Source organism: Saccharothrix sabaoui (assembly GCF_051756985.1).
GTDB lineage: Bacteria > Actinomycetota > Actinomycetes > Mycobacteriales > Pseudonocardiaceae > Actinosynnema.
In genome coordinates this window covers 1-25,167 of record NZ_JBPKJK010000052.1, presented here as the reverse complement: position 1 = coordinate 25,167, position 25,167 = coordinate 1, and the positions used below count along the sequence as shown (strand labels likewise).

Annotated in this window: 23 protein-coding genes and 1 pseudogene; 8 read left to right on the top strand and 16 right to left on the bottom strand. The window is 74.5% G+C overall.

Annotated elements, in window-relative coordinates; all coding sequences use genetic code 11:
* Positions 1–270 precede the first annotated feature (270 nt).
* On the bottom strand, positions 271–1,455 hold the full coding sequence (locus ACR807_RS18275) for a S8 family peptidase (RefSeq protein WP_438922537.1): 1,185 nt from the start codon (positions 1,453–1,455) through the stop codon (positions 271–273).
* A 234-nt stretch (positions 1,456–1,689) separates the two neighbouring features.
* Between ACR807_RS18275 and ACR807_RS18270 the strand changes: the two genes are divergently transcribed.
* Positions 1,690–2,139: a GNAT family N-acetyltransferase gene (locus tag ACR807_RS18270; RefSeq protein ID WP_438922536.1), complete on the top strand. Its 450-nt coding sequence runs from the start codon at positions 1,690–1,692 to the stop codon at positions 2,137–2,139.
* Here ACR807_RS18270 and ACR807_RS18265 read toward each other — a convergent pair.
* On the bottom strand, positions 2,136–3,320 hold the full coding sequence (locus tag ACR807_RS18265; RefSeq protein WP_438922535.1) for a S8 family peptidase: 1,185 nt from the start codon (positions 3,318–3,320) through the stop codon (positions 2,136–2,138). The two genes, ACR807_RS18270 and ACR807_RS18265, sit on opposite strands and share 4 nt — an antisense overlap.
* A 150-nt stretch (positions 3,321–3,470) precedes the next feature.
* A complete protein-coding gene (locus ACR807_RS18260; protein ID WP_438922534.1) occupies positions 3,471–3,773 on the bottom strand; it encodes a hypothetical protein in 303 nt (100 codons plus the stop codon).
* Positions 3,774–4,026: 253 nt separating this feature from the next.
* Between ACR807_RS18260 and ACR807_RS18255 the strand changes: the two genes are divergently transcribed.
* Positions 4,027–4,989: a hypothetical protein gene (locus ACR807_RS18255; RefSeq protein ID WP_438922533.1), complete on the top strand. Its 963-nt coding sequence runs from the start codon at positions 4,027–4,029 to the stop codon at positions 4,987–4,989.
* 1 nt (position 4,990) lies between these two features.
* Here ACR807_RS18255 and ACR807_RS18250 read toward each other — a convergent pair whose 3' ends face one another.
* The 8 genes and pseudogenes from ACR807_RS18250 to ACR807_RS18215 all read right to left on the bottom strand — a co-directional run bounded on the left by ACR807_RS18250 (position 4,991) and on the right by ACR807_RS18215 (position 14,203).
* Positions 4,991–6,148: an acyl-CoA dehydrogenase family protein gene (locus ACR807_RS18250; protein ID WP_438922558.1), complete on the bottom strand. Its 1,158-nt coding sequence runs from the start codon at positions 6,146–6,148 to the stop codon at positions 4,991–4,993.
* 2 nt (positions 6,149–6,150) lie between these two features.
* Positions 6,151–8,061 (bottom strand): acetyl/propionyl/methylcrotonyl-CoA carboxylase subunit alpha, encoded by a 1,911-nt coding sequence (locus ACR807_RS18245; RefSeq protein ID WP_438922532.1) that lies wholly within the window; start codon positions 8,059–8,061, stop codon positions 6,151–6,153.
* A gap of 7 nt (positions 8,062–8,068) precedes the next feature.
* Positions 8,069–9,664: an acyl-CoA carboxylase subunit beta gene (locus ACR807_RS18240; protein ID WP_438922531.1), complete on the bottom strand. Its 1,596-nt coding sequence runs from the start codon at positions 9,662–9,664 to the stop codon at positions 8,069–8,071.
* Positions 9,661–10,812, bottom strand: a complete 1,152-nt coding sequence (locus tag ACR807_RS18235) for an acyl-CoA dehydrogenase family protein (protein WP_438922530.1) — start codon at positions 10,810–10,812, stop codon at positions 9,661–9,663. Before ACR807_RS18235 ends, ACR807_RS18240 begins: the two co-directional genes overlap by 4 nt.
* Positions 10,809–12,322, bottom strand: a pseudogene (locus ACR807_RS18230) (acyclic terpene utilization AtuA family protein). The gene ACR807_RS18235 and the pseudogene ACR807_RS18230 overlap by 4 nt, the downstream one beginning before the upstream one ends.
* A 56-nt stretch (positions 12,323–12,378) precedes the next feature.
* Positions 12,379–13,119 carry a TIGR03084 family metal-binding protein gene (locus ACR807_RS18225; protein ID WP_438922529.1) on the bottom strand — a complete coding sequence of 247 codons (741 nt, stop codon included), beginning with the start codon at positions 13,117–13,119 and terminating at the stop codon, positions 12,379–12,381.
* A complete protein-coding gene (locus ACR807_RS18220) occupies positions 13,116–13,718 on the bottom strand; it encodes a TetR/AcrR family transcriptional regulator (RefSeq protein WP_438922528.1) in 603 nt (200 codons plus the stop codon). Before ACR807_RS18220 ends, ACR807_RS18225 begins: the two co-directional genes overlap by 4 nt.
* Before the next feature lie 83 nt (positions 13,719–13,801).
* The gene (locus tag ACR807_RS18215) at positions 13,802–14,203 is read right to left on the bottom strand and encodes a nuclear transport factor 2 family protein (protein ID WP_438922527.1); all 402 of its coding nucleotides are present in this window, start codon (positions 14,201–14,203) and stop codon (positions 13,802–13,804) included.
* Between the two features lie 43 nt (positions 14,204–14,246).
* Between ACR807_RS18215 and ACR807_RS18210 the strand changes: the two genes are divergently transcribed.
* A complete protein-coding gene (locus tag ACR807_RS18210) occupies positions 14,247–15,644 on the top strand; it encodes an FAD-binding oxidoreductase (RefSeq protein ID WP_438922526.1) in 1,398 nt (465 codons plus the stop codon).
* Positions 15,645–15,912: 268 nt separating this feature from the next.
* Here the strand turns inward: ACR807_RS18210 and ACR807_RS18205 are convergent, their stop codons facing one another.
* Positions 15,913–16,869: a hypothetical protein gene (locus tag ACR807_RS18205; RefSeq protein ID WP_438922525.1), complete on the bottom strand. Its 957-nt coding sequence runs from the start codon at positions 16,867–16,869 to the stop codon at positions 15,913–15,915.
* A 46-nt stretch (positions 16,870–16,915) separates the two neighbouring features.
* Between ACR807_RS18205 and pnuC the strand changes: the two genes are divergently transcribed.
* The 3 genes from pnuC to ACR807_RS18190 are packed head-to-tail and all read left to right on the top strand — an operon-like array spanning position 16,916 to position 20,184.
* The gene (pnuC, locus tag ACR807_RS18200; RefSeq protein WP_438922524.1) at positions 16,916–17,569 is read left to right on the top strand and encodes a nicotinamide riboside transporter PnuC; all 654 of its coding nucleotides are present in this window, start codon (positions 16,916–16,918) and stop codon (positions 17,567–17,569) included.
* Positions 17,570–17,595: 26 nt separating this feature from the next.
* Positions 17,596–18,672: an AAA family ATPase gene (locus ACR807_RS18195; protein WP_438922523.1), complete on the top strand. Its 1,077-nt coding sequence runs from the start codon at positions 17,596–17,598 to the stop codon at positions 18,670–18,672.
* Positions 18,673–18,726: 54 nt separating this feature from the next.
* Complete coding sequence (locus ACR807_RS18190; protein ID WP_438922522.1) at positions 18,727–20,184, top strand: YibE/F family protein; 1,458 nt, start codon at positions 18,727–18,729, stop codon at positions 20,182–20,184.
* On the opposite strand, the gene ACR807_RS18185 is transcribed toward ACR807_RS18190, so the two are convergent.
* Positions 20,111–20,473: a DUF1304 domain-containing protein gene (locus tag ACR807_RS18185; RefSeq protein WP_438922521.1), complete on the bottom strand. Its 363-nt coding sequence runs from the start codon at positions 20,471–20,473 to the stop codon at positions 20,111–20,113. The genes ACR807_RS18190 and ACR807_RS18185 overlap by 74 nt on opposite strands.
* 42 nt (positions 20,474–20,515) lie before the next feature.
* Between ACR807_RS18185 and ACR807_RS18180 the strand changes: the two genes are divergently transcribed.
* Positions 20,516–21,379, top strand: coding sequence for a spermidine synthase (locus ACR807_RS18180; protein WP_438922520.1), 864 nt, complete (start codon positions 20,516–20,518; stop codon positions 21,377–21,379).
* Positions 21,380–21,520: 141 nt separating this feature from the next.
* Here ACR807_RS18180 and ACR807_RS18175 read toward each other — a convergent pair whose 3' ends face one another.
* The 3 genes from ACR807_RS18175 to ACR807_RS18165 are packed head-to-tail and all read right to left on the bottom strand — an operon-like array spanning position 21,521 to position 24,143.
* Positions 21,521–22,144 carry a hypothetical protein gene (locus tag ACR807_RS18175; RefSeq protein WP_438922519.1) on the bottom strand — a complete coding sequence of 208 codons (624 nt, stop codon included), beginning with the start codon at positions 22,142–22,144 and terminating at the stop codon, positions 21,521–21,523.
* The gene (hisS, locus tag ACR807_RS18170; RefSeq protein WP_438922518.1) at positions 22,141–23,433 is read right to left on the bottom strand and encodes a histidine--tRNA ligase; all 1,293 of its coding nucleotides are present in this window, start codon (positions 23,431–23,433) and stop codon (positions 22,141–22,143) included. Before hisS ends, ACR807_RS18175 begins: the two co-directional genes overlap by 4 nt.
* A gap of 8 nt (positions 23,434–23,441) precedes the next feature.
* Positions 23,442–24,143 carry an MBL fold metallo-hydrolase gene (locus tag ACR807_RS18165; protein ID WP_438922517.1) on the bottom strand — a complete coding sequence of 234 codons (702 nt, stop codon included), beginning with the start codon at positions 24,141–24,143 and terminating at the stop codon, positions 23,442–23,444.
* A gap of 145 nt (positions 24,144–24,288) precedes the next feature.
* Here ACR807_RS18165 and ACR807_RS18160 point away from each other — a divergent pair, with 145 nt between their 5' ends.
* On the top strand, positions 24,289–25,155 hold the full coding sequence (locus tag ACR807_RS18160; RefSeq protein ID WP_438922516.1) for a peptidylprolyl isomerase: 867 nt from the start codon (positions 24,289–24,291) through the stop codon (positions 25,153–25,155).
* Positions 25,156–25,167 lie beyond the last annotated feature (12 nt).

Below are 25,167 nucleotides of genomic sequence, written 5' to 3'. Positions count from 1 at the left end.
CGTCGGGCCCCGGACGGCGGGGGCCACCCCGGTGAGCCGGGGCGGCCCCTGCCGTCCTGTCCCCCCCATGCGGCGGTCCCCCCCGGTCCGCCGTGGTGACCAGTCTGGACCGCGGGTGCTGAACGAATGTTGAAGAAATCTTCAATCCGCAGGTGGGAGGGGGTTTCGGCCGGTACCGCGCCGGCCGTCACGACGGCGGCGGCGACCCCCGGGGACGGCGCAGGGCCGCCTCCCGCGCGGGGAGGCGGCCCTGGTCGGGTGCTGCTGCGGTCAGGCGCTGGGCGCCAGGTAGAGCAGGCGGTTCGGGGAACCGGTGCCCGGGCTGGTCACGACGCCCGTGGTGGCCTGGGCGACCAGGTAGCTGGCGACCTGGGCCGGGGTGGCCGAGCGGTTGCCCTGGAGGTAGCGAGCCGCGGCGCCCGCGACGTGCGGGGTGGCCATCGACGTGCCGGAGATGGTGTTGGTGGCGGTGTTGCCGGTGTACCACGCCGAGGTGATCGACGAGCCCGGCGCGAAGATGTCCACGACCGAGCCGTAGTTCGAGTAGCTGGCGCGGGCGTCGGTGTTGGTGGTCGCGCCGACGGTGATGGCGGCGGCCACGCGGGCCGGGGAGAAGGACGACGCGTTGGCGTTGCTGTTGCCCGCCGCGACGGCGTAGGTGACGCCCGCCGCGATCGAACGGCTCACGGCCGCGTCGATCGTGGAGGAGACGCCGCCGCCGAGCGACATGTTCGCGACGGCCGGCTTGACGTGGTTGTTGGTCACCCAGTCGATGCCCTCGACCACGTCGGCGGTGGTGCCGGAGCCCTGGTTGTTGAGCACCCGGACGGCGTAGACCGTCGCGCCCTTGGCCACGCCGTAGGTGGTGCCGGCGATGGTGCCCGCGACGTGCGTGCCGTGGCCGTTGCCGTCCTGGGCGACGCTGTCGTTCTCCACCGCGTCGTAGCCGTTGCGGGCCCGACCGCCGAAGTCGTTGTGCGAGATGCGCACGCCGGTGTCGATGACGTAGGCGTTCACGCCCGAACCGGTCGAGGTGTAGTTGTAGGTGGTGCTCAGCGGCCGGTTGCGCTGGTCGATGCGGTCCAGGCCCCACGGCGCGTTGCTCTGCGTCGCCTGCGTGGTGAAGACCTGGTCCTGCTCGACGTACTCGACGGCCGGGTTGGCCGCGAGGCGCTTGGCGGCCTTCTCCGGGAGGGAGACGGTGAAGCCGTTGAGCGACTTGCTGAAGACCGTGTCGACCTGGCCGCCGTACTGCTTCGCCAGGCTGTCCGCGGACGCCGCCGAACCGTCCTTCAGCTTCACGATGAAGTGGTTCTGCACCTTGACGGCGGCGTCCGCCGCACGGATCTCGCCCTCCGCGGCCTGGGCCGGGGAGGCCAACAGGGAGGTCGCGGTGACGGCGAGCGCCGTCGCCCCGACGCCGGCCAGGAACCGGGCCTGTCGTGACTGTCGCATGCGTTGTCCGTTCTTCGGTGGTGGCTCGGCACCGCCCCGGTTCTTGCAGGGACCAGGGACGATGACGTTGGGCCACCTCGCCCTCGCTGACGGTCACAAACGTAAGCAACGGAACCGTTAACCCGGAAGTGTGAACAATTGACGGTTTCGCAGGAGCGTCAAGAAGACGTTCGACCTGCGTTTTCCCAGAGTTCGAAAGCCCCTTGCGCCCGGTCGGCGCTACCGTCCGGGGCCATGCGCCTGGAACCGGTGACCGAGCAGAACTACCCGGTCGTGATCGACCTGGAGGTGCACGAGGACCAGCGCGCCTTCGTCGCGACCAACCTGCGGTCGATCGCCGACGCGTGGGTGCACCGCCCGGGGCTGGAGCCGCTGGCGCTCCGCGACGGCGACGACCTGGTCGGCTTCACCCTGCTCGAACGCGAGGGGGCCGACGTGCTGCACGTCGTCCGGTTCATGGTCGACCGCCGCGCCCAGGGCCGCGGCCTCGGCCGCAGGGGGCTGGCCGCGATCGCCGACCTGGCGCGCGCCGAGGGCCGCACCCGGCTGAGGCTGGGCGTGGTGCCCGGCAACGCGGTCGCGGTCGGCCTCTACCGGGCGTTCGGCTTCACCGAGACCGGCGAGGTGGACGGGGGTGAGGTCGTGATGGCCCACGACCTCGCCCCCGCCGACCTGCCCGGCTAGCGCGCCGGCGACCAGTGCAGGAGTCGACCGCCCCACGGCAGCGGGGTCGCCTCGCGCACGATCTCCGCGTGCACCTGGGCCGGGGTCGCGGTCGGCGCGCCCTGCGCGTACCGCGCGGCGACGCCGGTGACGAAGCCGGTCGCCATCGACGTGCCGCTCAGCGTGTTCGTGGCGGTGTCGCCGGTGTGCCACGCCGAGGTGATGCCGATGCCCGGCGCGTACAGGTCGACGCCGGTCCCGTAGTTGGAGAACGACGCCCGCGCGTCGGCCTGGGTCGTCGCGCCCGAGGTGAGGGCCTCGGTGACCCGGGCCGGCGAGACGCCGGCGACGCTGCCGTTGCTGCCGCCCGCGGTGACCGAGGCGGTGATGCCGGCCGCGATCATCCGGCGCACCGCGTCGTCCAGGGCGGTGGACGCCGCCCCGCCGAGGCTGAAGTTCGCCACGGCGGGGCGCACCGCGTTCCGGGTCACCCAGTCCACGCCGGCGACGACCCCGGACGTGCTGCCGCTGCCGCTGGCGTTCAGGACCCGGACGCCGCACACCCGGACGCCCTTGGCCACGCCGTACGTGCTGCCGGCGATGACGCCCGCGACGTGCGTGCCGTGGCCGTTGTCGTCCTGGGCGACGAAGTCGTTGTCGACGGCGTCGTAGCCGTGGACCGCCCGACCGGCGAACTCGCGGTGCGTGGTGCGGATGCCGGTGTCGATCACGTAGGCGGTGACGCCCGCGCCGACCGTGGTCCAGCTGTAGGTGCCGCTCAGCGGCAGGGACCGCTGGTCGATGCGGTCCAGGCCCCACGGGGCGTTGGTCTGGGTCGCGTTGGCGTGCACGACCTGGTCCTGCTCGACGTACTCCACGGCCGGGTCGCCGGCCAGCAGGCGGGCCTGCCGCGGGGTGAGCGAGGCGGTGAAGCCGCCGAACGCGTCGAGCGTGCGCGTGACGCGGCCGCCGAGGCGGGACGCGACGTCGGCGCGGCCCTCCTCGACCTTCACGATGTAGCTGCCGGGCACGGCGGACGGCGACCCGGCGTGCAGGACGGCGCCCTCGGCCCGGGCGGACGGGGCGAGGACGGCGGCGGCCAGGGCGGCGGCCAGCGCGGTGCCGGCCAGGGCGGTGCCGGTGCGGCCGGGGCGGGTGCGGGTGGGGCGGGTGCGGGTGGGGCGCGGTAAGGGTGTGCGCATGGCTCTTCCTCTGCAGGGGGAAGGGGGACCGGCGCGGATCGCGTGCCGGGTGGTCGAGTGTGCCGAACGCGGGCCCGTCGCGGGACCGCCGCGGGGCCGGCGGTTCGGGCCCGCCCGCGCGGGGGTCCACGTGGTGGACGGCCGGGTGGTTCACCGCGTGATTGAGAAGCCATTCAACGCTGTGGAGAAAATATCGCCGATGTTGTCGCCGAAAGGCGAAGCGACGGCGTTCGACGGTGTTGCGCAGAACTTCTTCTCCGCAACGACGCGGTCTTCCGGAGTCGCTTCCGGGAGGCCGAACCGGTCGAACCGGACTTCCGAACCGTTTCCGAACGCCCTGACCAGCGGTGACGGCGCATTCTGCGCAACCCGGGCCGGAACGCGCGTGGACCCGCCGGCGGTCCGGTCCGCCGGCCGCCGGGGCGGCCCGTTGCCGCACCCGGTGTGCTCCACATCACCCCACGTCCCCAGGGCTGTGCGCGCCCGGGGCGGCCGGACGCGACCAGACGTCCCAGTGCGGTGCGACGATCGCGCGACCAGGACCTTCACACCACTGCTGTTAATGAGAATTCAAACATTCCACGGCCGACCGGATTTCGCCGTCCGATTCGGTTAAATTCACACCGGAAAACCCGATCGGCTGTACCGCACCGGTGATTTCCCGCGCTAACGTCGCTCGCCTTGTCCATGGGAGAACGGAGCGAAGATGCCTACGCCAGTCGTCGGACAGGAATCGCGGGTACGCGATCCCCGGCGGATCGACACGGGAACGGACCCCTTCGCGGACGCATTGCGCGCGGCGATCCGGGCGAAAGGGCTCAGCCTGGAACGCATCCAGCACAAGCTGCGGGGCCGCGGCGTGGCGGTCAGCATCGCCGCGCTGAGCTACTGGCAGTCGGGGAGGCGACGGCCGGAGCGACCGGACTCGCTCGCCGCGGTCGGGCACCTGGAGGAGATCCTGGAGGTCGGCGAGGGCGGCCTGAGCACCCTGCTCGGTCCACCGCGCCCGCGGGGCAAGGCACGACCGCGGACCCGGACGGCGGGTCCCGACGGGTGGGTCGGCGACCACGACCACGCCTCGATCGCCGAGCTGCTCGCCGACGTCGACACCAGCACCGACCAGGACCTGACCCGGCTCAGCCTGCGCGACCAGGTGGAGCTGGCGCTGGACGGCAGCACCCGCCGGGTGCGGTCGCGGCAGGTGCTGCGCGCCGAGCGCGCGGGCGTGGACCGGGTGCTGCTCGGCTACGACACCCGGCTGCCCGGCGATCCGCTGCCGGTGATCGGCACGCTGCGCTCGTGCCGGCTGGGCCGGGTGTCCGCCGACCCGCGCAACGGCCTGATGGTCGCCGAGCTGCTGTTCGACCGCCCGCTCCGCCGGGGTGAGCGGACCGCCGTGGAGTACGAGCTGATCCACGTCGCACCGCACCACCCGACGTACGACAACACGCACTCCCGCCGGTTCCGCCTGCCGGTGCGGGAGTACGTCCTGGAGGTCCGCTACGACTCGCGCTGCCGACCCGCGCGCTGTGAACAATTCACGACCGGTTTGACCGGTGGAGAACCAACCGACGTGCGCGAGACCCCGGTGGACACCTGGGGCTACGCGTACGCGGTCGCCCTCGACTTCGGCCCGGGCGTCGTCGGCCTGCGCTGGGAATGGGCCTGAGCTAATAGGAGCGCGGCAACCCGAGGGTGTGCTGCGCCACGAAGTTCAGGATCATTTCCCGGCTGACCGGGGCGATCCGGGACAGCCTGGACGCGGCGAGCAGGGCGCCCAGTCCGTACTCGGACGACAGCCCGTTGCCGCCGTGGACCTGGATGGCCTGGTCCACCGCCCCCGCCACCGCCTCACCCGCCGCGTACTTGGCCATGTTGGCCGCTTCGCCCGCAGCCCGGTCCTCCCCGGCGTCGTAGAGGGCCGCGGCCTTCTGGGTCATCACCCTCGCCAGCTCGACCTGGATCGCGCACTGCGCCAACGGGTGCGCGACGCCCTGGTGCGCGCCGATCGGCACGTCCCAGACGGTCCTGGTGCGGGCGTACTCGCTCGCCTGGTCGAGTGCGCGGCGGGCCATGCCGGTGGCGAACGACGCCGCCATGATCCGCTCGGGGTTCAGGCCGGCGAACAGCTGCGCCAACCCCGCGTCCTCGGTGCCCACCAGGGCGTCGAGGGGCAGCCGGACGTCGTCGAAGAAGCACGTGAACTGCTTCTCCGGCGACACCACCTCCATCGGGATGTGCCGGTACGAGAAGCCGGGCGCGTCCGTCGGCACGATCACCAGCGACGGCAGGAGGCGGTTGCCGGTGGCGTCGACGTGGCGCGCCACGACCAGGACGTGGCCCACCTCGTCCACGCCGGAGATGTAGTACTTGCCGCCGCTGAGGACCCACCCGTCGCCGTCGCGGCGGACGGCGGTGGTGAGCCGGTGCGAGTTGGAGCCCGCGTCCGGCTCGGTGATGGCGAACGCCATCTTGGTGGTGCCGTCGGCGAACCCGGGCAGCCACCTCCGCTTCTGCTCCGCGGTGCCGAAGCGGGCGATGACCGTGGCGCAGATGGCCGGCGAGACGACGGTCAGCAGCAGCGGGCACCCGGCGGCGGCCAGCTCCTCGCAGACCGCGGCCAGGTCGCCGATGCCGCCGCCACCGCCGCCGTACTCCTCGGGCACGGCCACGCCGAGGTAACCGAGCCTGCCCGCCTCGGCCCACAGCTCGTCGGTCTTCTCCCCCGCCCGCGCCTTGGCGGTGAAGTACCCGTGGCCGTACTTGCCCGCCATGTCCGCGACGGCCCTGCGCAGCGCCCGCCGCTCGTCGCTCTCGGTGAAGTTGATCGTCACGACCCCGCCCCTCCGCCCGTCCCCGCGAGCGGGGCCTCGCCCACGACGACGAGCACGTCGCCCGCGTCGACCTGCCGACCCACCTCGACCAGCACCTCCGCGACCGTGCCGCCGGTGGTGGCGAGCACCCGGTGCTCCATCTTCATGGCCTCCAGCACGAGCAGCTCCGCCCCGGCCGCGACCTCCTGCCCCGCCCCGACCGCCACCCGGACGACCGTGCCCGGCATGGGCGCGACGGTCGCGCCCTCGGCCACCGCCGCCTCGGGCTCGGGGAAGCGCGGGCGCAGCCGCAGCGACACCGCGCCCACCTCGACCCGGTCGCCGTGGACCGCGACGCGGTGCGCGGTGCGCACGCCGGCGCGCTCGAACACCACCTCGTCCGGCGACGCCGACACCACGGCCAGGTCCAGGCTCGTCGTCACGCCCGCGCGGGTGTGCCGGTAGTCGACCTCGACGACCTCGTCGCCGTGCTCGAACACCGCCCGCTGCGGCTGGGAGACGAGGTTGCGCCAGCCCAGCGGGACCCCCACCGGCAGCGCCGCGCGCCTCCGCTCGGCCAGCGCCAGGGCCGCGGCCAGGGCGGCGGGGCGCACGTCGACCGCCGGCGGCTCGGTGAGGCGGTGCTCGTCGAGGAACCCGGTGTGCGTGGCCCCGGCCTCGAACGCCGGGTGCCGCAGCACCCGCACCAGCAGGTCGCGGTTGGTGACCAGCCCGTGCAGCTCGGCCCGCTCCAGCGCGGCGGCCAGCTTGCGGACCGCGGCGTACCGGGTCGGCGCCCACGCGACGACCTTGGCCAGCATCGGGTCGTAGTGCACGCCGACCTCGCTGCCGTCCTCCACGCCGCTGTCCACCCGCACCCCGGCGGGCACGGCGAAGCGGTGCAGCACGCCGCTCGCGGGCCGCCAGTCGTGCGCCGGGTCCTCGGCGTACAGGCGGGCCTCGATCGCGTGGCCGGCCGGCGCGGGCGGCTCGGCGGGCAGCCGGGCGCCCTCGGCGATCGCGAGCTGCCAGGCCACCAGGTCGAGGCCGAACACCTCCTCGGTGACCGGGTGCTCGACCTGGAGGCGGGTGTTGACCTCCAGGAAGTGGAACGCGCCGTCGTCGGCGCAGAGGAACTCGACGGTGCCCGCGCCCACGTACCCGATGGCCTCGGCGGCCCGGGTGGCCGCGTCGAACAGCCGCGCGCGGAGCCCGGGGGTGACCGCGGGGCCCGGCGTCTCCTCGACGATCTTCTGGTGCCGCCGCTGCACGGAGCACTCGCGCTCGCCCAGCGCCCACACGGTGCCGTGCGCGTCGGCGAGCACCTGCACCTCGACGTGCCGCGCGCGTTCCAGCAGGGGTTCGCAGAACACCGTGCCGTCGCCGAACGCGGACTCGGCCTCGCGCCGCGCGGCGGCCACCGCCGCGGCCAGCCCGTCGCGCGACCGCACCACGCGCATCCCGCGCCCGCCGCCGCCGGCGGACGCCTTGACCAGGAGCGGGAACTCCTCCGCCGACGCCGGGTCCAGCTCGGGCAGCACCGGCACGCCCGCCGCCGCCATCCTCTTCTTGGCGGCGACCTTCGAGGCCATCGCCTCGATCACCGCCGGGTCGGGCCCGACCCAGGTGAGGCCGGCGGCCAGCACGGCGCGGGCGAACGCCGCGTCCTCGGACAGGAACCCGTAGCCGGGGTGCACCGCGTCCGCGCCGGACGCGAGCGCGGCGGCGACCAGCAGGTCGGCCCGCAGGTAGGTCTCGGCGGGCGACGCGCCGGGCAGGCGGACGGCGGCGTCGGCCTCGCGCACGTGGGGCGCGGGGGCGTCCGGGTCGGAGAACACCGCCACCGGCGACACGCCCAGCTCGCGGCACGTCCGGATCACCCGGCGGGCGATCTCGCCCCGGTTGGCGACCAGCAGCTTGCGGATCATCGCGTCCTCACATCCGGAAGACGCCGTAGCCCTCGGCGCCCCTGATCGGTCCACAGTGGATCGCCGACAGGCACAGGCCGAGCACCGTGCGCGTGTCGCGCGGGTCGATCACGCCGTCGTCGTAGAGCCGGCCGGACAGGAAGGCGGCCAGGGACTGCTGCTCGATCTGCCCCTCCACCACCTGCCGCATCGCCGCGTCGTCCTCCTCGTCGTACTCCTGGCCCCGGGCCGCCGCCGACTGCCTCGCCACGATCGACAGCACGCCCGCGAGCTGCGCCGGCCCCATCACCGCCGACTTGGCGCTGGGCCAGGTGAACAGGAACCTGGGGTCGTAGGCCCGGCCGCACATGCCGTAGTTGCCCGCGCCGTAGGACGCGCCCATGACGACGGTCAGGTGCGGCACGCGGCTGTTCGACACGGCGTTGATCATCATCGCGCCGTGCTTGATGATGCCGCCCTGCTCGTAGCGCGCGCCGACCATGTAGCCGGTGGTGTTCTGGAGGAACAGCAGCGGCGTGTCGGCGCTGTTGGCGAGCTGGATGAACTGCGCGGCCTTCTGCGCCTCCTCGCTGAACAGCACGCCCCGCGCGTTGGCCAGCACCCCGACCGGATAGCCGTGCAGGTCGGCCCAGCCGGTGACGAGGCTGGTCCCGTAGTCGGGCTTGAACTCGTCGAACCGGGAGCCGTCCACGAGCCGGGCGATCACCTCGCGCGGGTCGAACGGCACGCGCAGGTCCGTCGGCACGAGGCCGAGCAGCTCCTCCTCGTCGAACAGCGGCGGCTCGGCCGGCTTGGGCGCGGGGCCCTGCTTGCGCCGGTTCAACCGGGCCACCACGCGCCGGGTCAGCCGGATCGCGTCGACCTCGTCGGCGGCCACGAAGTCCGCGAGCCCGGACGTGGTGCCGTGCATCCGCGCGCCGCCCAGCGACTCGTCGTCGGACTCCTCGCCGGTCGCCATCCGCACCAGCGGCGGCCCGCCGAGGAACACCTTGGAGCGGCCGTCCACCATGATCACGTAGTCGGACGTGCCCGGCACGTACGCGCCGCCCGCCGTCGCGTTGCCGAACACCGCGCTGATCGTCGGGATGCCCGCCGCCGACAGCCGGGTCAGGTCGCGGAACGCCCGGCCGCCGGGGATGAAGATCTCGCTCTGGCTCGGCAGGTCGGCGCCGCCGGACTCGACCAGCCCGATCAGCGGCAGCCGGTTCTGCAGCGCGATGTCGTTGGCGCGGAACGTCTTGCGCAGCGTCCACGGGTTGCTCGCGCCGCCGCGCACCGTCGGGTCGTTGGCCACGACCACGCACTCGACGCCCTCGACCACGCCGATGCCGGTCACCACGCTCGCGCCGACCGGGTAGTCGGTGCCCCAGGCGGCCAGCGGCGACAGCTCCAGGAACGGGCTGTCCGGGTCGACCAGCAGCTCGACCCGCTCGCGCGCCGACAGCTTGCCGCGCCGGCGGTGCCGCTCGGTGTACTTCGGCCCGCCGCCCGCGAGGGCCTTGGCCTGCTCGGCGTCCAGCTCGGCCAGCTTGGCCAGCAACGCCTCCCTGTTCTCGGCGTAGCCCGGCGACCGGGTGTCCACCGCCGTGCGCAGCGTCGTCATGCCGTGTACCCCAATCGCCTGGCCGCCAGCTCGGTCATCACCTCGGTCGCGCCGCCCCCGATGCCCAGGACGCGCGCGTCCCGGTAGTGCCGCTCCACCTCCGCGTCGCGGAGGTAGCCGGCGCCGCCGTGCAGCTGCACGGCCGCGTCCACCACGAACGAGCAAGCCTCGACGGCGGCGTTCTTCGCGAAGCACACCTGCGCCACGACCTCCTCGCCGCGCGCCGCCCGCACCGCCACCTCGCGCACGTAGGTGCGGGCGAGGTCGGTCCGCTGCGCCATCTCCACCAGCCGGTGCGCGACGACCTGGCGCGTGATCAGGGGCCGGCCGAACGCCTCGCGCCGCCGCACGTGGGCGACGGTGAGGTCGAGGGCGCGCTGCGCCGTCGCGTACGCCTGCACGGCCAGCGAGATCCGCTCCGCCTGGAACTGCCGCATGAGCAGCGCGAAGCCGCCGTTCTCCGGCCCGACCAGGTTGGCGGCGGGCACGCGGGCGTCCGCGAAGGACAGGTCGGCGGTGTCGGAGCAGTGCCAACCCATCTTCTCCAGCCGCCGGTCCACGCCGAACCCGGGCGTGCCGCGCTCCACCACCAGCAGGCTGATGCCCTCGTGGCCCGGTCCCCCGGTGCGCACCGCCGCGGTCACGAAGTCCGCCCGCGTGCCGGAGGTGGTGAACGCCTTCGCCCCGTTGACGACGAAGTGGTCGCCGTCGCGGCGCGCGGTGGTGCGCAGCGCGGCCACGTCCGACCCGCCGCCGGGCTCGGTGATCGCCAGCGACCCGATCAGCTCGCCCGCCAGGGCCGGTCGCGCGAACCGGTCGATCAGCGCCGGGTCGCCCGCGTCCACGATGTGCGGCACCGCGATGCCGTGCGTGAGCAGCCCGGCGACCAGGCCGGACGAGCCGCCCGCCTGGATCAGCTCCTCGGTGACCACGACGGTGTCGAGCAGGTCGCCCGCGCCGCCGACGGACTCGGGGAAGCCGACGCCCAGCAACCCGATCGCCGCCGCCGCGCGGTGCAGCGACCGGGGCAGCTCGCCCGCGCGCTCCCACCCGTCGAGGTGCGGCACGACCTCCTTCTCGGTGAACCGCCGCACGGTCGCGCGCAGGTCGCGCCGCTCGGGCGTGCCGAACAGGTCACCAGTGCTCACAGCAGCTCCTCGGGGACGTCGACGTGCCGGGAGCGCAGCCACTCGCCCAGCGCCTTGGCCTGCGGGTCGAACCGGGTGGAGGAGGCGACGCCGTCGCCGAGCAGGCCGCGCAGCACGAAGTTCAGCGCCCGCAGGTTCGGCAGCTCGTGGCGGACGACCTCGTCCGCCTCGGGCAGCAGCTCCTTGAGCCGGGCCACCGTCAGCTCGGCGCGCAGCCACTCGTACCGCGCGTCGGTGCGCGCCCACACGCCGAGGTTGGCGTCGCCGCCCTTGTCGCCCGAGCGGGCGCCGACGACGGCGCCGAGCGGGACCCTCCTGGTGCGTCCGCTCATACCGCGACCACCTCCCCGCCGGGCAGCACGACCCGGTGCGCGACGGCGTCGCGCGGCACGTACGCGGCCCGGTACACGCCGAACGGCGTGCCGTCGCCGGGCGGCGCGGTGACGTGGAAGCCCGGGTAGGACGCCAGCGCCAGCTCCACGGCCGCCCGGGAGAACGCCTTGGCGCGCCCGGGGTCCGCCGTCTTGACCGTGGCGTGCAGCAGCGCGCTCGCGGTCTCCTCGGTGTCGGCGTCGGCGCGATCGGTGCGCGCCAGCACCCACGTGAGGTCGTCCGCGCCGAGCGCGGCCTCCAGCTGCCGCCGCACGAGGGCGGCCTTGGCCTCCACGTCCAGCCCGGTCAGCACGAACGTGGTGGAGTTGCGGAACCCGCCGAGGGTGTTGAGGCAGACCTTCAGCTCGTCCGGCGGCGGCGACCCGCGCACCCCCGAGATCCGCACCCCGCGCTCGTGCGGGTCGAGCCGGATCGTGTCGAAGTGGCTGACCACGTCCGGGCCCGGGTAGGCCGGGTCGCCGATCTCGTAGAGCAGCTGGGCGGTGACCGTGTCGGCGGTGACCGCGCCGCCCGTGCCGTCGTGCTTGGTGATCAGCGCGGACCCGTCGGCCTCGACCTCGGCGATCGGGAACCCGGGCCGCTCGGCGTCGATCTCGGTGAAGAACGGGTAGTTGCCGCCGGTGGCCTGCGCGCCGCACTCCAGCACGTGCCCGGCGACGGTGGCCCCGGCCAGCCGGTCCCAGTCCCCGCGGCCCCAGCCGAAGTGCGCGGCGGCCGGCCCCACGACCAGCGAGGCGTCCGTGACGCGGCCGGTGACCACGACGTCCGCGCCCGCCTTCAGGGCTTCGGCGATGCCCCACGCGCCGAGGTAGGCGTTGGCGGTCAGCGCGTCGGGGAAGTGGGCGCGCACGTCGTCGCCGGTCACGCAGGCGACCTTCGCGCCCGTGCCGAGCGCGTCGACCGCCTCGGCCAGCCCCTCGGGGTTGAGCCCGCCCGCGTTGGACACGATCTTCACGCCGCGTTCCAGCGCCTCGGCGAGGTTGTCCTCCAGCTGGCGCAGGAACGTGCGGGCGTAGCCCAGGCGGGGGTCCTTCGCGCGGTCGCGGCCGAGGATGAGCATGGTCAGCTCGGCCAGGTAGTCGCCGGTCAGCACGTCGAGGTGACCGCCGTGCAGCATCTCGCGCACGGCGGAGAACCGGTCGCCGTAGAAGCCGGACGCGTTGCCGATGCGGATCACCGCCGCTCCCGCCCCGCGCCGGGGGGACCGGCGAACGCCTGCGCGATCGGCAGCCACGCGCTCGCCACCGGTCCGGACGCGGTGACGGCGAGGTCGTCGCGGTGCCGGCGCTGCGTGGCGAGCAGGCAGAAGTCCAGGGCGGGGCCGGTGATCCGGTCGGCGGCCCCCTCGGGGCCCCACGCCCACAGCTCGCCGTCCGGGGCGGTCAGCTCGACCCGCACCGGGTCGCCCGGCACGGGCAGCCCGTTGACCAGGAACGCGTAGCCGAACGCGCGCACCGCGATGTGCGCGACGTGCTTGAGCCGCCGGGTGGGTTCGCGGACCACGCCGAGCGCGTCGGCCACGTCCTGGCCGTGCGCCCACGTCTCCATCAGCCGGGCGGTGGCCATGGACGTCGGGCTCATGGGCGGCCCGAACCACGGCACCCGGCCGCCCTCGGGGACGGCGAGCAGCGCGGCGGCCAGCTCCTCCCGGCTCGCGCGCCACCCGTCGAGCGTCACGGGTTCCCGCGCGCCCTCGTCGACCATGTCGGGCGTGGCCGTCGCCAGCGCTCCGGCGAACGCGGCCGGGTCGCGCGCGGCGAGCGCGGCGATCCGGTCCGTCCAGCTCAGGTGGGCGACCTGGTGGGCGATCGTCCAGCCGGCGGCGGGCGTGGGCAGCGACCAGTCGGCGTCCGCGACCAGGTCGTCCAGCACCCCGCTCTCGGCGCGCAGGTCGTCCAGGACGTGCTCGATCACGGCGTCTCCTCCCGCAGGGTCTCCTCCAGCAGCCGCGCCCAGTGCCGGACGACCCGCCGGCGCCGGTTCCCGTCGTCGGTGAGCTGGTTCGCGAGCGCCAGGCCGCGGACCAGGTCCAGGGTGATCTGCACGGCCTCGCGCACGCCGGGCCTGGTCTCGTCGGCGCCGAGCAGCTCGACGGCCAGCCGGTGGGTCTCGCGCCCGATGCGGACCTCCAGCGGCACGACCACCGTCTTCAGGGCGGCGTCGGTGCGGGCGGCGACCCACAGTTCGAGGGCGGCGGTGAACAGGTCGCTCGCGTAGAAGTCGGCGATCAGCTCGACCACCGCGGTGACGCCGCCGTGCGCGGTGCGGGCGCGTTCCTTGAGGTGCAGGACGCTCTCCGCGCCCAGGTGCTCGACCGCGGCGGCGACCAGCTCGCCGCGGGTGCGGAAGTGGTGCAGCTGGGCGCCGCGGGAGACGCCCGCGCGCTCGGCCACGACCGTCGTCGTCGTGCCCGACCAGCCCAGCTCGACGAGGCACCCGACCGTCGCCTCCATGAGCTTGCGCCGGGTCTCGCGGCTGCGGTCGGCCTGCCGCTGCCTGGTCTCGGTGGCCATGCGGGCGAGTGTTCCGCCCCACTAACAAACAGTCAAGACTGATTGTTAGTGGGGCGGTTCGTCGGCGGGGCGGTCGCCCCGGGCTACCAGCCGCCCTGGGCCATCGTCTGGAACAACCACCTCCCGTCGACCTTCACCAGCAGGTCGCCGTACCGCACGACCTGCGCGTGCCCGTCCGCGGTGATGGTCGCGTCGGTGATCACGAACACCAGGTCGGCGGTGAGGAAGTGCGGCGTCCGCACCGACTCCATCCCCACGTCCCCGTCGCCCAGCGACGCGGCCATGTCGGCCAGGAACCGCGCCCGGTCCCACGACCGCGCCGACCCGTCGGTCACCGCGTTGACGGGGAACAACGCCTTGTCCGCCATCGCCTCGACGTCCTTGGCCACCGCCAGGGCGTCCCACTCCGCGAACCACGCCAGCACCCCGGCCACGTCCTCGTCGGTCGGCGTGAAACCCGCTCCACTGCCCGGTACCCCAGTCATGCCGTACAGCGTACCGTACAAAATACGGTGAGAGCATGGCCGCATGGTCACTTCACGGCGGGACGTGCTGCGGTGGGCGGGGACGGGCGCGATCGGGGCGGCGGTGGGCGGGCACGGCGGGCCACCGCCCCGGTGGGCGCGATTACGGGCGCGGCTGTCCGGTGACCTGCTGCTGCCCGGCGACCCCGGCTACGACACCGCGCGGCTGCCGTTCAACAGCCTGTACGACCACCACCGGCCCGCCGCGATCGCCCGCTGCGCGCACCCCGACGACGTGCGGCACTGCCTGGACGAGGCCCGGCGGTCCGGCGTGGCGGTGGCCGCGCGCGGCGGCGGGCACGGCTACGACGCCCACTCCACCCCCGACCGGGGGCTCGTGGTGGACCTCGCGCCGCTGTCCGGTGTCGAGGTGCGCCCGGGCGGCACGGCCGTTGTCGGCGCGGGCGCCCGCCTCCGCGACGTCTACGCGGCGCTGAGCGCGACCGGCCGCTGCCTCCCGCTGGGCAACTGCCCGTCGGTCGGCATCGCGGGGCTCACCCTCGGCGGCGGCCTGGGCTGGCTCGACCGCGCCCACGGCCTGACCTGCGACCGGCTGAGGTCGGCCCGGGTCGTCACCACCGACGGCCGCCTGCTGACCGCCTCGGCCGAGCGCGAACCCGACCTGTTCTGGGCGCTGCGCGGCGGTGGCGGCGGGAGCTTCGGCGTCGTCACGTCGTTCGAGTTCGCCACCGCGCCCGCGCCGCCCCTGCTGACCGTGTTCCGGGTGCGCTTCCCGGCCGGGTCGGCGGCCGACGTGCTCGGCGCGTGGCAGCCGTGGAGCACGGCCGTGCCGGAGGAGCTGTCGAGCACCTGCGTCGTGCTGCCGGACGGCTCGGTCGACCTCACCGGCTGCCGGATCGGCCCGGCGACCGCGCTGCGGGCCGAGGTGGGCCGCCTGCTCGACGCGGTCGGCACCCGCCCGCCGCTGGAGGACGCCGAGGTGGACCTCCCCACCGCGGTCGGGATCATGACCGGCGGCCACCCCGCCCGCAACGCGTTCCGGGCCTCCTCGCGCCTCGCCGACGGGCCGTGGACCGACCCGGCCGCCGTCGCGGGCACCCTGGAGGGCAAGCGCAGCGCGCTGCTCGTCGTCGCCGCGCTGGGCGGCGCGGTGGACCGGGTCGGCCCGCGCGGCACCGCCTACCCGCACCGGGGCTCGCCCACCTCGGTCGAGGTGTTCGGCGCGGTCGCCGACCGGCCCGCCGACGAGGTCACCCGCGAGGTGGACGACGTGCAACGCGCGCTCGCGCCGCTCGTCGGCACCGGCACGTACGCCAACTACCTCGACCCGCTCCAGGAGGACTGGCCGAGCACCGCGTACCGGCACAACCTGCCGCGCCTGCGCCGGGTCGCCCGCCGCTACGACCCCGACGACGTGCTGGGGTCGCCGCTGTCGGCCTGACCGGCGTCCACCCGACGTCCAACGGCCGTCCCACCGCGGTGGGCGACCTCGTCCCGGTCCACACCCGGTACCCGCCGCACCGGCGGGTCACCGACACCGACGGACCCCGGGGAGAACCCGTGCGTCGACCACCGACCGGACCGGGCTCCCCCGCCCCCCGGCCGTGAAGCCCCGCTCGTGCTGTCCCCGCTGCCGGCAGTGAGCGCCTACGACCCGCGCGGCGCCTGCGGTCCGCCCGGGACGGTGGTGGACTCCGGCGCCGTCGAACTCACCCGGCCCGATCCCGGTCGGGCGGGCAGTTGTGGCTCACCAGGCCGTTGGCCACGAAGTCCCCGGTGCCGGTGGTGACGTCGTACAGCGCCCGCGTCACGCCGAGCGCCTCCACGGCCACCACCGGCAGCCGGGGCGTCACGGGCACCGCCACGCCCTCCACGGCGTTGCGGTGCGGCACGGCCGGTTCCACCAGGTGCAGGAACCGCAGCCGCTCGGCCAGCCCGCCGACGACGCGCACGCCGCGCACCTCGACCACGTGCGGCACCGCCAGCCGGGTCAGCGCGAGCACCGCCGCCTCGAACACCGCGCTGTCCGAACTGGACATCACCAGCTCGCCGCCGGTCGAGCTGCCCCGCGAGTCGAACAGCCCGGCCAGGAAACCCTTCGACCACTCGTCACCGGGCGTCGTCGGCCACTCGACCAGGTCGCGGTCGCGCGGCACGGAACCGGCCGCGAAGTCGCGGGCGCGCGCCAGCACGGCGGGGTCGCCGGGCAGGCCGCCGCGCACCACGCCCCACAGGTAGCCCTCGCGGTACTCCCGCACGTGCGCGGGCGGGGCGGCGAACCGGCCCGTGCCGACCAGGCGGGCGCCCTTCACCAGGAACGGCCGCTCGTCGAGGTCGTCGCCCTGGCCGGGCGTGACGTGCTTCCAGCCCTCGTCGGTGAGGAACCGGTGGTCACCGCCCGCCACGACCTGCGTGCCGTCGCCCAGCGTCACGCGGTACGCGGGTTCGGCGGTCTTCCCGTGGGCGCGCACCCGCGTGACGACGAACCGGCCGTCCCGCGTGCCGAACACCTCCTCGCCCACCGACACGTCGGCGATGGGCCTGGTCCGGCCGTCGGCCAGCAGCACGGGCGTGTCCCCCGCCAGGCAGCGGGTGCGAGCATGTCCGCGGGACCCCGGTAGGGCCCGCCGCCGGTCCGCCACGTCCCGCTGCCCGTCCCGTCGCATACGCTCATTCGAACACGTGTTCGAATCATGGTCAAACGGAGTCGCCTTGTCCCCGCTGGACGTCGTCCTGTGGCCCTTCACCACCCCGGCGGTCACCGTCGGGGGCGTCAGCACGAGCTGGGGCGAGGTGGCGGGCTTCGTCACCGGCGCGCTGTGCGTCTGGCTGGTGGCCCGCCAGAACCCGTTGAACTGGCCGATCGGCATCCTCAACAACCTCGCCTTCCTGGTGCTGTTCGCGACCAGCGGCCTGTACGCGGACTCCGGTCTCCAGCTCGTCTACGTCACGCTCGCCCTGTACGGCTGGTGGGCCTGGTTGCGCGGCGGTGCGGAGCGCACCGCCCTGCCCGTCAGCCGGACCACCCGCGCCCAGTGGTGGTGGCTCGCGGCCGCCGGCGTGGCGGCCACCCTGGTGCTGGTGTGGGTCCTGAGCTCGTTCACCACCTCCAACGTCCCGTGGGCCGATTCGGTGACGACCGCCCTCTCGCTGCTCGCCACCTGGGGCCAGACCCGCAAGAAGGTCGAGTGCTGGTGGCTGTGGATCGCCGCGGACGTCGTCTACGTCCCGTTGTACGCCTACAAGGACCTGTGGCTGACCGCGGTGCTCTACGTCGGCTTCCTGGCCCTGTGCGTGCTCGGCCTGCGCAACTGGACGAAGGCGGTGCGCGCCGACGAGGCCGCCACCGCCCGGACCGCGGTGTGAGCGGGCCGGGGACGAGCGGGTCCGGGGTGAGCGAGTTCGACCACGCGCTGGTGCTGGGCAAGTTCTACCCGCCGCACGCCGGGCACCACCACCTCGTCCGCACCGCCGCCGCCCGCAGCGCGCGCACGACGGTGACGGTGCTGGCGTCGCACGCGGAGTCGATCCCGGTCGCCGACCGGGTGGCGTGGCTGCGCGCGGAGCACGCCGGGACGCCCGGCCTCGTGGTCCTCGGCGACGTCGACGACCACGAGATGGACTTCGACAGCGACGCCGTGTGGGAGCTGCACATGGGCGTGGCGCGCGCCGTGCTCGCGCGGCGCGCGATCCTGGACGGCGACCCGGCGTCGGCCGCCGTGGACGCGGTGTTCTCCAGCGAGCGCTACGGCGACGAGATGGCCAAGCGGCTCGGCGCCCGGCACGTGCCGGTCGACCCGGACCGGGTCGCGCACCCGGTGTCCGGCACCGCGATCCGGGCAGACCCGCGGGCGCACTGGGCGCACCTGGCGCCCGCCACCCGGGCGGGGCTGTGCGCCCGGATCGTGGTGCTCGGTGCCGAGAGCACCGGCACGACCACGCTGTCGCGACAACTCGCGGCGCACCTCGGCGCACCCTGGGTACCCGAGTACGGCCGCGCCCACACCGAGCACAAGCTGACCGCCGCGCGGGCGTTCGACCCGGACGCCCCGCTCGACCGTCTGGTGTGGACGGTCGGCGACTTCCAGGACGTGGCGCGCCGGCAGGAGGAGCTGATCCGCGCCGCCTCCACCGGACCGGTCGTGGTGTGCGACAACGACGCGTGGGCGGCGACCGCGTGGGGCCACCGCTACCTCGGCGCTCCGCGCGACGACATCGCGCCGGACGCCCGCCGCCCCGCCCTCTACCTGCTGACCGACCACGAGGACGTGCCGTTCGAGCAGGACGGGTGGCGGGACGGCGAGCACCTGCGCGCCTGGATGACCGGGCTGTTCCGGGAGGGCCTGGCCGCGCGCGGCGTGCCGTGGCGGCTGGTCACCGGGTCGCCGGAGCAGCGGCTGCGGCAGGCCCTGGACGCCTGCGAGGAGGCGGTCGCCCAGCACTTCCGCTTCACCGACCCGTTGGGTTAGCGGTCGGCGCGCCGGGCTGTCCGGTCGGCGGGCGCCACCGGGCGATCGGGCAGTATGTGCGCCGTGCAAGCCAAGGACCTGATCGCCGCGCACGGCCACGGCCACGGGCGACCCACCGGCCCCGCGTCCCACCAGGTGCGGCGGTTGCTGCTGGTCCTGCTGCTGCCGCTGGTGCTGGCGACGGTCGTGGGCGCGTTCGTGCTCTACCCGTTCGGGCACGACCAGCGCACCGGCGCGGAGGTCGGCATCACCCAGGTGCCGGTGCTCGGCGACGTGACGGCCGTGGTGGCCGGCGGGTGCGGCCCGGAGGTGGGCCAGGCCGGGGCGACCGGGTGCGTGCTGGTGACCGTGCGGATGACCGACGGCGCGGCGGCCGGGCGGGACGTGCGGGTGCCGGTGCCCGACCAGCCGACGACGCCGGACTTCTCGGTGGGCGACGCGGTCGTGCTGTCCTTCGGCGGCGGCGACCCGAACAGCAGCGCGTCCTACCAGCTCGTCGACTTCCAGCGCGGCACGCCGCTGCTGCTGCTGGCCGTGCTGTTCCTGGCGGCCGTGCTGCTGCTCGGGCGGTGGCACGGGCTGGCCGCGCTGGGCGCGCTGGCGCTGAGCTTCGTGGTGCTGGTGGTGTTCGTGCTGCCCGCGATCCTGGCCGGCGAGAACCCGCTGACGGTGGCCGTGGTCGGCGCGGGGCTGATCATGTTCGTGGTGCTGTACCTGACGCACGGGGTGTCCGCGCGCACGTCCACCGCCGTGCTCGGGACGCTGGTGAGCCTCGCCCTGATCTGCCTGCTGGGCGTCGCGTTCTCCGCGTTCGGCAAGCTCACCGGCATCGACCAGGAGACCGGCAACCTGGTCGCGGTGCTGGGGCACGGCATCGACACCCGCGGGCTGCTGCTGGCCGGGACGGTCATCGGCGCGCTGGGCGTGCTGGACGACGTGACCGTGACGCAGACCAGCGCGGTGTGGGAGCTGCGCCGGGCCAACCCGTCGCTGGGGTTCCGCGACCTGTACGCGGCGGGGTCCCGGATCGGCCGCGACCACCTGTCGTCCGTGGTGAACACCCTGGTCATGGCGTACGCGGGCGCGGCGCTGCCGCTGCTGCTGGCGTTCTCCCTGTCGGGCCGCACGCTGGGCGAGATCCTGACCGCGCAGGAGGTGGCGCAGGAGGTCGTGCGGACCCTGGTGGGCAGCATCGGCCTGGTGGCGGCCGTCCCGATCACCACCGCCCTGGCCGCGTGGGTGGCGGGCCGCGAGGACGCGCCCGCCACCGCCGGGGCGGCCGGGCCCGACGACGACCCGGAGGACGACCGGGAAGAGGACGGCCCGGAGGACGACGTGCCCACCGGGACCGCCGCCTGGAGCGCGCGGGTGACGGGCGACCTGCGCACCGGCTACGACCCCGCGAAGGGCCCCTGGCGACGGCCTCCCCGGACGGCCGCTAGCGAGCGAGCAGCACCACCAGCAGCGCGACCGCGGCGGGCACGGACTGCACGAACAGGATTCGACGACTGACCGTCGCCGCGCCGTACAGCCCGGCCACGACGACGCACGCCAGGAAGAACACGGCGAACGCGAAGCCGACCGACCCGCCGGCCACGACGCCGACCAGCAGGCCCGCGGCGAGGAAGCCGTTGTAGAGGCCCTGGTTGGCCGCCAGCGCCTTGGACTCGGCGGCGAACTCCGCCGTGGTCCCGAACGCCGCGCGACCGCGCGGGGTGTTCCACAGGAACATCTCCAGCACGAGGATGTAGAGGTGGACGGCCGCGACGAGCGCGGTCAGGACATCAGCGGCGATCTGCACGTGCATCACCCTAATGCCGGAGCGACGACTAAGTTGTCGGGTGTGGGACGACTGCGCAAGACCGACGAGACCATCACGAGGGAGGTGGACTCGGGCATCGCGGAACTCGTCCCCGACCAGGACGTGCCGCGGGCGTGGGTGCTGCGCCTGAACGGCACCCCGCAGTCGCACGTCGACCTGGACGACCCGACGCACCTGGAGTTCGAGTACCTGCGGCGGCTCGGCCACGTCGCCGACCTGGTGGCCCCGGACGGCGACCCGATCCGCGCCCTGCACCTCGGCGGCGGCGCGCTCACCCTCCCCCGCTACGTCGCCACCACCCGCCCGCGCTCCACCCAGCAGGTCGTGGAGATCGACGCGGCGCTGGTCGAGCTGGTGCGCGGCGTGCTCCCGCTGGACCGCAACTGGCGCATCCGCGTCCGCACCGGCGACGCGCGGGCCGTGCTGGTCAGGGCGCCCGAGGACACGTTCGACCTGGTCGTCACCGACGTCTTCGCGGGCGCGCGCACCCCGGCGCACCTCACGTCGGTGGAGTTCGTGCACCAGGTGTCCCGGACGCTGCGCGCGGGCGGCGTCTACGCGGCCAACATCGGCGACGGCGGCCCGCTCACCTTCGCCCGCGCCCAGGCGGCCACCGTGCGCGCCGTGTTCCCCCACGTGTGCGTCCTGGCCGAACCCACCGTCTTCCGCGGCCGGCGCTTCGGCAACTTCGTCCTGGTCGCCTCGCACACCGAGCTGCCGATCGCCGCCCTGACCCGCCGCACGGCCGGCGACCCGTTCCCCGGCCGGGTCGAGCACGACGCCTCGCTGACCCGTTTCATCGGCGGCGTGCCGCCCACGACGGACGCGACGGCCACCCTCTCCCCCGCACCGCCCAAGGGCACCTGGGGCCTGCCGGACGACTGACCGGCTCCCGCCGCCCGACCGCCCGACCGCTCCCGCGCGGCACGACGGACGACAGCCGTGCCCGCCGGTTCGCCCCGACCGCCACCGGCCACCCCGCCCGCCGGCGACCGCCCTTGCCGCGGACGGCCGCTGGCGTGCGGGCTAGTCCAGCGTCGACACGAACCGGGAGATGGCCTTCGGGTTCAGCTTCTGCGCCAGCTTGCCCGTCGGGGCCGTCGCGGCCAGCTGGTAGAGCGGCCGGTCGGCGGTGGCCAGGCCGCGGGCCTCGGCGCGGAGCTGGGCGACCAGCAGCTCGGAGAAGAGGAGCCCCGGCGGGTCGCCGCGGCCCGCGAGGACGTCCGCCAGCGTGCGCAGCGGCAGGATGCCCTGCTCGCGGGCGCCGGTGCCCGAGTAGACGGCGAGCGCCAGGTTGACCGCCTTGCGCCCCCCTCGCACGAGCAGGCCCACGGTGCGGGCCCCACGCACGTCGGTCACCAGCAGGTCGAGCTGCTCGGCGGTGTGCAGGTCCACCGAGCGGGTGCCGAACGCCCGCACGGACAGGACCTTGCCCTCCAGCCGCACGCGCCGCCGGGCCTCGGAGACGGCCAGCAGCGCGAAGGGCACGAAGAAGATCGCCGCCGTGACCAGGCCGGCGGTGCGGCCGGCGAGCAGCCCCAGCAACCCGCCGAAGGCGGCGGCGACGACGAGCGCGCTGACGACGACCGTCACGGCGCGCTTGCGCACCTGCTCCGGCTCCAGCAGGTCGAGGGGGATGCTCTCGCTCACCGGCCCAACGCCTCCAGCACCGACGTCACCGCGTCCGCCAGCGGCACGGACCGCTGGTCGCCCGTCGCCAGCTCCTTGAGCTGCACGACCCCGGCCTCGATGTCGCGTTCGCCGAGCACGAGCGCGAACCGCGCGCCCGAGCGGTCGGCGCCCTTCATCGCACCCTTGAGCCCCTTGCCGCCGTAGGCGAGGTCGTAGCGCACGCCCGCACCGCGCAGCGGCGCCGCCAGGGCGACCAGGCGGGACTTCGCCGCCTCGCCCAGCGGCACGCCGTACACCTCGCAGCGCGCCGGGTCGCCGGGCACGACGCCCTCGGCCTGGCAGGCCAGCAGCGCCCGGTCCACGCCCAGCCCGAAGCCGACGCCGGACAGCGGCTGGCCGCCGAGCTGCTCCATCAGGCCGTCGTAGCGCCCGCCGCCGCCGATGCCGGACTGCGCGCCCAGCCCGTCGTGCACGAACTCGAACGTCGTCTTCGTGTAGTAGTCGAGGCCGCGCACCATCCGCGGGTTCTCCACGAACTTCACGCCCAGGTCGCCGAGGTACCCCTTGACGGCCTCGTAGTGGGCCAGCGACTCGGCGGACAGGTTGTCCACCATCAGCGGCGCGTCGGCGACCAGCTCGCGCACCTCGGGCCGCTTGTCGTCGAGCACCCGCAGCGGGTTGATCTCGGCGCGGCGGCGGGTCTCGTCGTCCAGCGGCAGCCCCGCCAGGAACGCCTGGAGCTTCTCCCGGTACCGGGGTCGGCACGTCGAGTCGCCCAGCGAGGTCAGCTCCAGCCGGAACCCGGTCAGCCCGAGCGACCGGAACCCGGCGTCGGCGACCGCGATGACCTCGGCGTCCAGCGCCGGGTCGTCCACGCCCACGGCCTCGACGCCGACCTGGTGGAACTGCCGGTAGCGGCCCGCCTGGGGCTGCTCGGCGCGGAAGAACTGGCCCGCGTAGGCGAGCTTCACGGGCAGCTGCCCGCGGTCCAGGCCGTGCTCGATGACGGCGCGCATGACGCCCGCCGTGCCCTCGGGCCGCAGCGTGATGGACCGGCCGCCGCGGTCGGTGAAGGTGTACATCTCCTTGCTGACCACGTCGGTGGACTCGCCGACGCCGCGCGCGAACAGCGCGGTGTCCTCGAAGACGGGCAGCTCGACGTAGCCGTAGCCGGCGCGGCGCGCGGAGTCCACCAGCGCCTCGCGGACCGCCAGGAACGACGCGGAGGTCGGCGGGAAGTAGTCGGGCACGCCCTTGGGCGCGGAGAAGGGCGGTGCGGAAGAGGTCGGTGCGGAAGAGGTCGTCACGGTGTTCCCTACAGTCCTCGCTGCGGTGCGGCCGGCGCGTCGGGGGAACCCAGCTCCAGCAGGAACGGGTTGCTCGCGCGCTCGCGGCCGATGGTCGTCGTGGGCCCGTGGCCGGGCAGCACCACCGTGTCGTCGGCCAGCGTCAGCACCTTCGTGCGCAGCGACGCCAGCATCTCGCGGTGGTCCCCGCCCGGCAGGTCGGTGCGCCCGATGGAGCCGGCGAAGAGGGTGTCGCCGGACAGCACGAGCCGTCCGCCCTCCTCGGTGCCGGCGCGGAACATCACCGACCCGCCGGTATGGCCCGGTGTGTGGTCGACGGTCAGCTTCAGGCCGGCCAGGTCCAGCTCGGCGCCGTCGGCCAGCTCGCGCACCTCGCGCGGCTCGCGCATCTCCAGGTTGCCCCCGAAGAACGCCCGCGACTCGGCGCTGATGCCCTTGAGCGGGTCCGACAGCAGCTCGCGGTCCCGGGGGTGCACCCAGGCGGGCACGTCGTTGCCGTCGCAGACGGGCGCGACGGAGAACGAGTGGTCGAAGTGGCCGTGCGTCAGCAGCACGGCGACGGGCGACAGCCGGTGCTCGCGCAGCGCCTCGGCGACCGGCTCCTCCGCGTCCTGGCCGGGGTCGACCACCACGCACGGCCCGCCCGCACCCGTGGCCAGCAGGAAGCAGTTGGCCTGGAGGGCGCCGGTGGGGAACCCGATCACGAGCACGGGAGCACCTCTCGACGGCAACGGATCGACAACGGATCACTGCGGACCCCGCCACCAGCCTATCCGCCACACGCCGGCTATATACGTGCCCCCTAGACTGCTCACCGATCGTCGCCGTCGACGCAGAGACCAGGGAGGGTGCGAGGTGCCGACCAACGTGCAGCGCCGCGAGCAGGCCAAGCGGAAGCTGGAACGCCAGCTCGTCCGCCGGGCGGAGCGCGCGAAGCGGCGCCGGGTGTTCGCCGTCGTGGGGACCGTGGTCGCGGTCGTCGTCGTCGCGGGCGGTGTGTACTTCCTCGCCACGGCCGACTTCGGCGGCGGCGGTGGCGACGACGCGGCGGCCAGCTCCAGCGCGCCCGCACCCATCACCATCCCGACCGAGGTCAAGGCCCTGCCGACCCGCCCGACGCCCCTCGCGGACCCCGCGAGCTGCGAGTACCGGCCGTCGACGGAGCCCGCCTCGAAGGAGGGCACGAAGGCGCCCGAGGGCGGCGGCATCGCCGCGTCCGGCACCGTGCAGGCCACCGTCAAGGCCAACATCGGCGAGCTGAAGCTCACCCTGGACCGGGCGCTCGCGCCCTGCGCGGTGAACAGCTTCGTCAACCTGGTCAAGCAGGGCTACTACGACGGCAGCACGTGCCACCGCATCGGCACCGAGGGCCTCCAGATGCTCCAGTGCGGCGACCCGACGGGCACCGGCTCCGGCGGCCCCGGCTACGCGTTCGACAACGAGACGTGGCCCGAGCTGACCTACGGCCGCGGCTACCTGGCCATGGCGAACGCCGGCACGGACGAGGCGACGCAGAAGGGCACGAACGGCAGCCAGTTCTTCATCGTCTACGGCGACGCGCAGCTCTCGCCCGACTACTCGGTCTTCGGCAGCATCGACGAGGCGGGCCTGAAGCTGATCGATGAGGTCGCCCGCGCGGGCCACGACGGGTCGTTCGACCCGGCGCCCGGTGGCGGCAAGCCGAACAAGGAAGTGAAGTTCGAGACGGTCAGCGTCGCCTGACCCGACCGGACC

Coding starts and splice junctions, on each gene's coding strand:
- ACR807_RS18190 (WP_438922522.1), top strand. CDS start 18,727: ATGTGCGCCGTGCAAGCCAAGGACCTGATCGCCGCGCACGGCCACGGC.
- ACR807_RS18240 (WP_438922531.1), bottom strand. CDS start 9,664: ATGACGACGCTGCGCACGGCGGTGGACACCCGGTCGCCGGGCTACGCC.
- ACR807_RS18210 (WP_438922526.1), top strand. CDS start 14,247: ATGGTCACTTCACGGCGGGACGTGCTGCGGTGGGCGGGGACGGGCGCG.
- ACR807_RS18245 (WP_438922532.1), bottom strand. CDS start 8,061: ATGATCCGCAAGCTGCTGGTCGCCAACCGGGGCGAGATCGCCCGCCGG.
- ACR807_RS18265 (WP_438922535.1), bottom strand. CDS start 3,320: ATGCGCACACCCTTACCGCGCCCCACCCGCACCCGCCCCACCCGCACC.
- ACR807_RS18215 (WP_438922527.1), bottom strand. CDS start 14,203: ATGACTGGGGTACCGGGCAGTGGAGCGGGTTTCACGCCGACCGACGAG.
- ACR807_RS18255 (WP_438922533.1), top strand. CDS start 4,027: ATGCCTACGCCAGTCGTCGGACAGGAATCGCGGGTACGCGATCCCCGG.
- ACR807_RS18205 (WP_438922525.1), bottom strand. CDS start 16,869: ATGCGACGGGACGGGCAGCGGGACGTGGCGGACCGGCGGCGGGCCCTA.
- ACR807_RS18220 (WP_438922528.1), bottom strand. CDS start 13,718: ATGGCCACCGAGACCAGGCAGCGGCAGGCCGACCGCAGCCGCGAGACC.
- ACR807_RS18275 (WP_438922537.1), bottom strand. CDS start 1,455: ATGCGACAGTCACGACAGGCCCGGTTCCTGGCCGGCGTCGGGGCGACG.
- ACR807_RS18270 (WP_438922536.1), top strand. CDS start 1,690: ATGCGCCTGGAACCGGTGACCGAGCAGAACTACCCGGTCGTGATCGAC.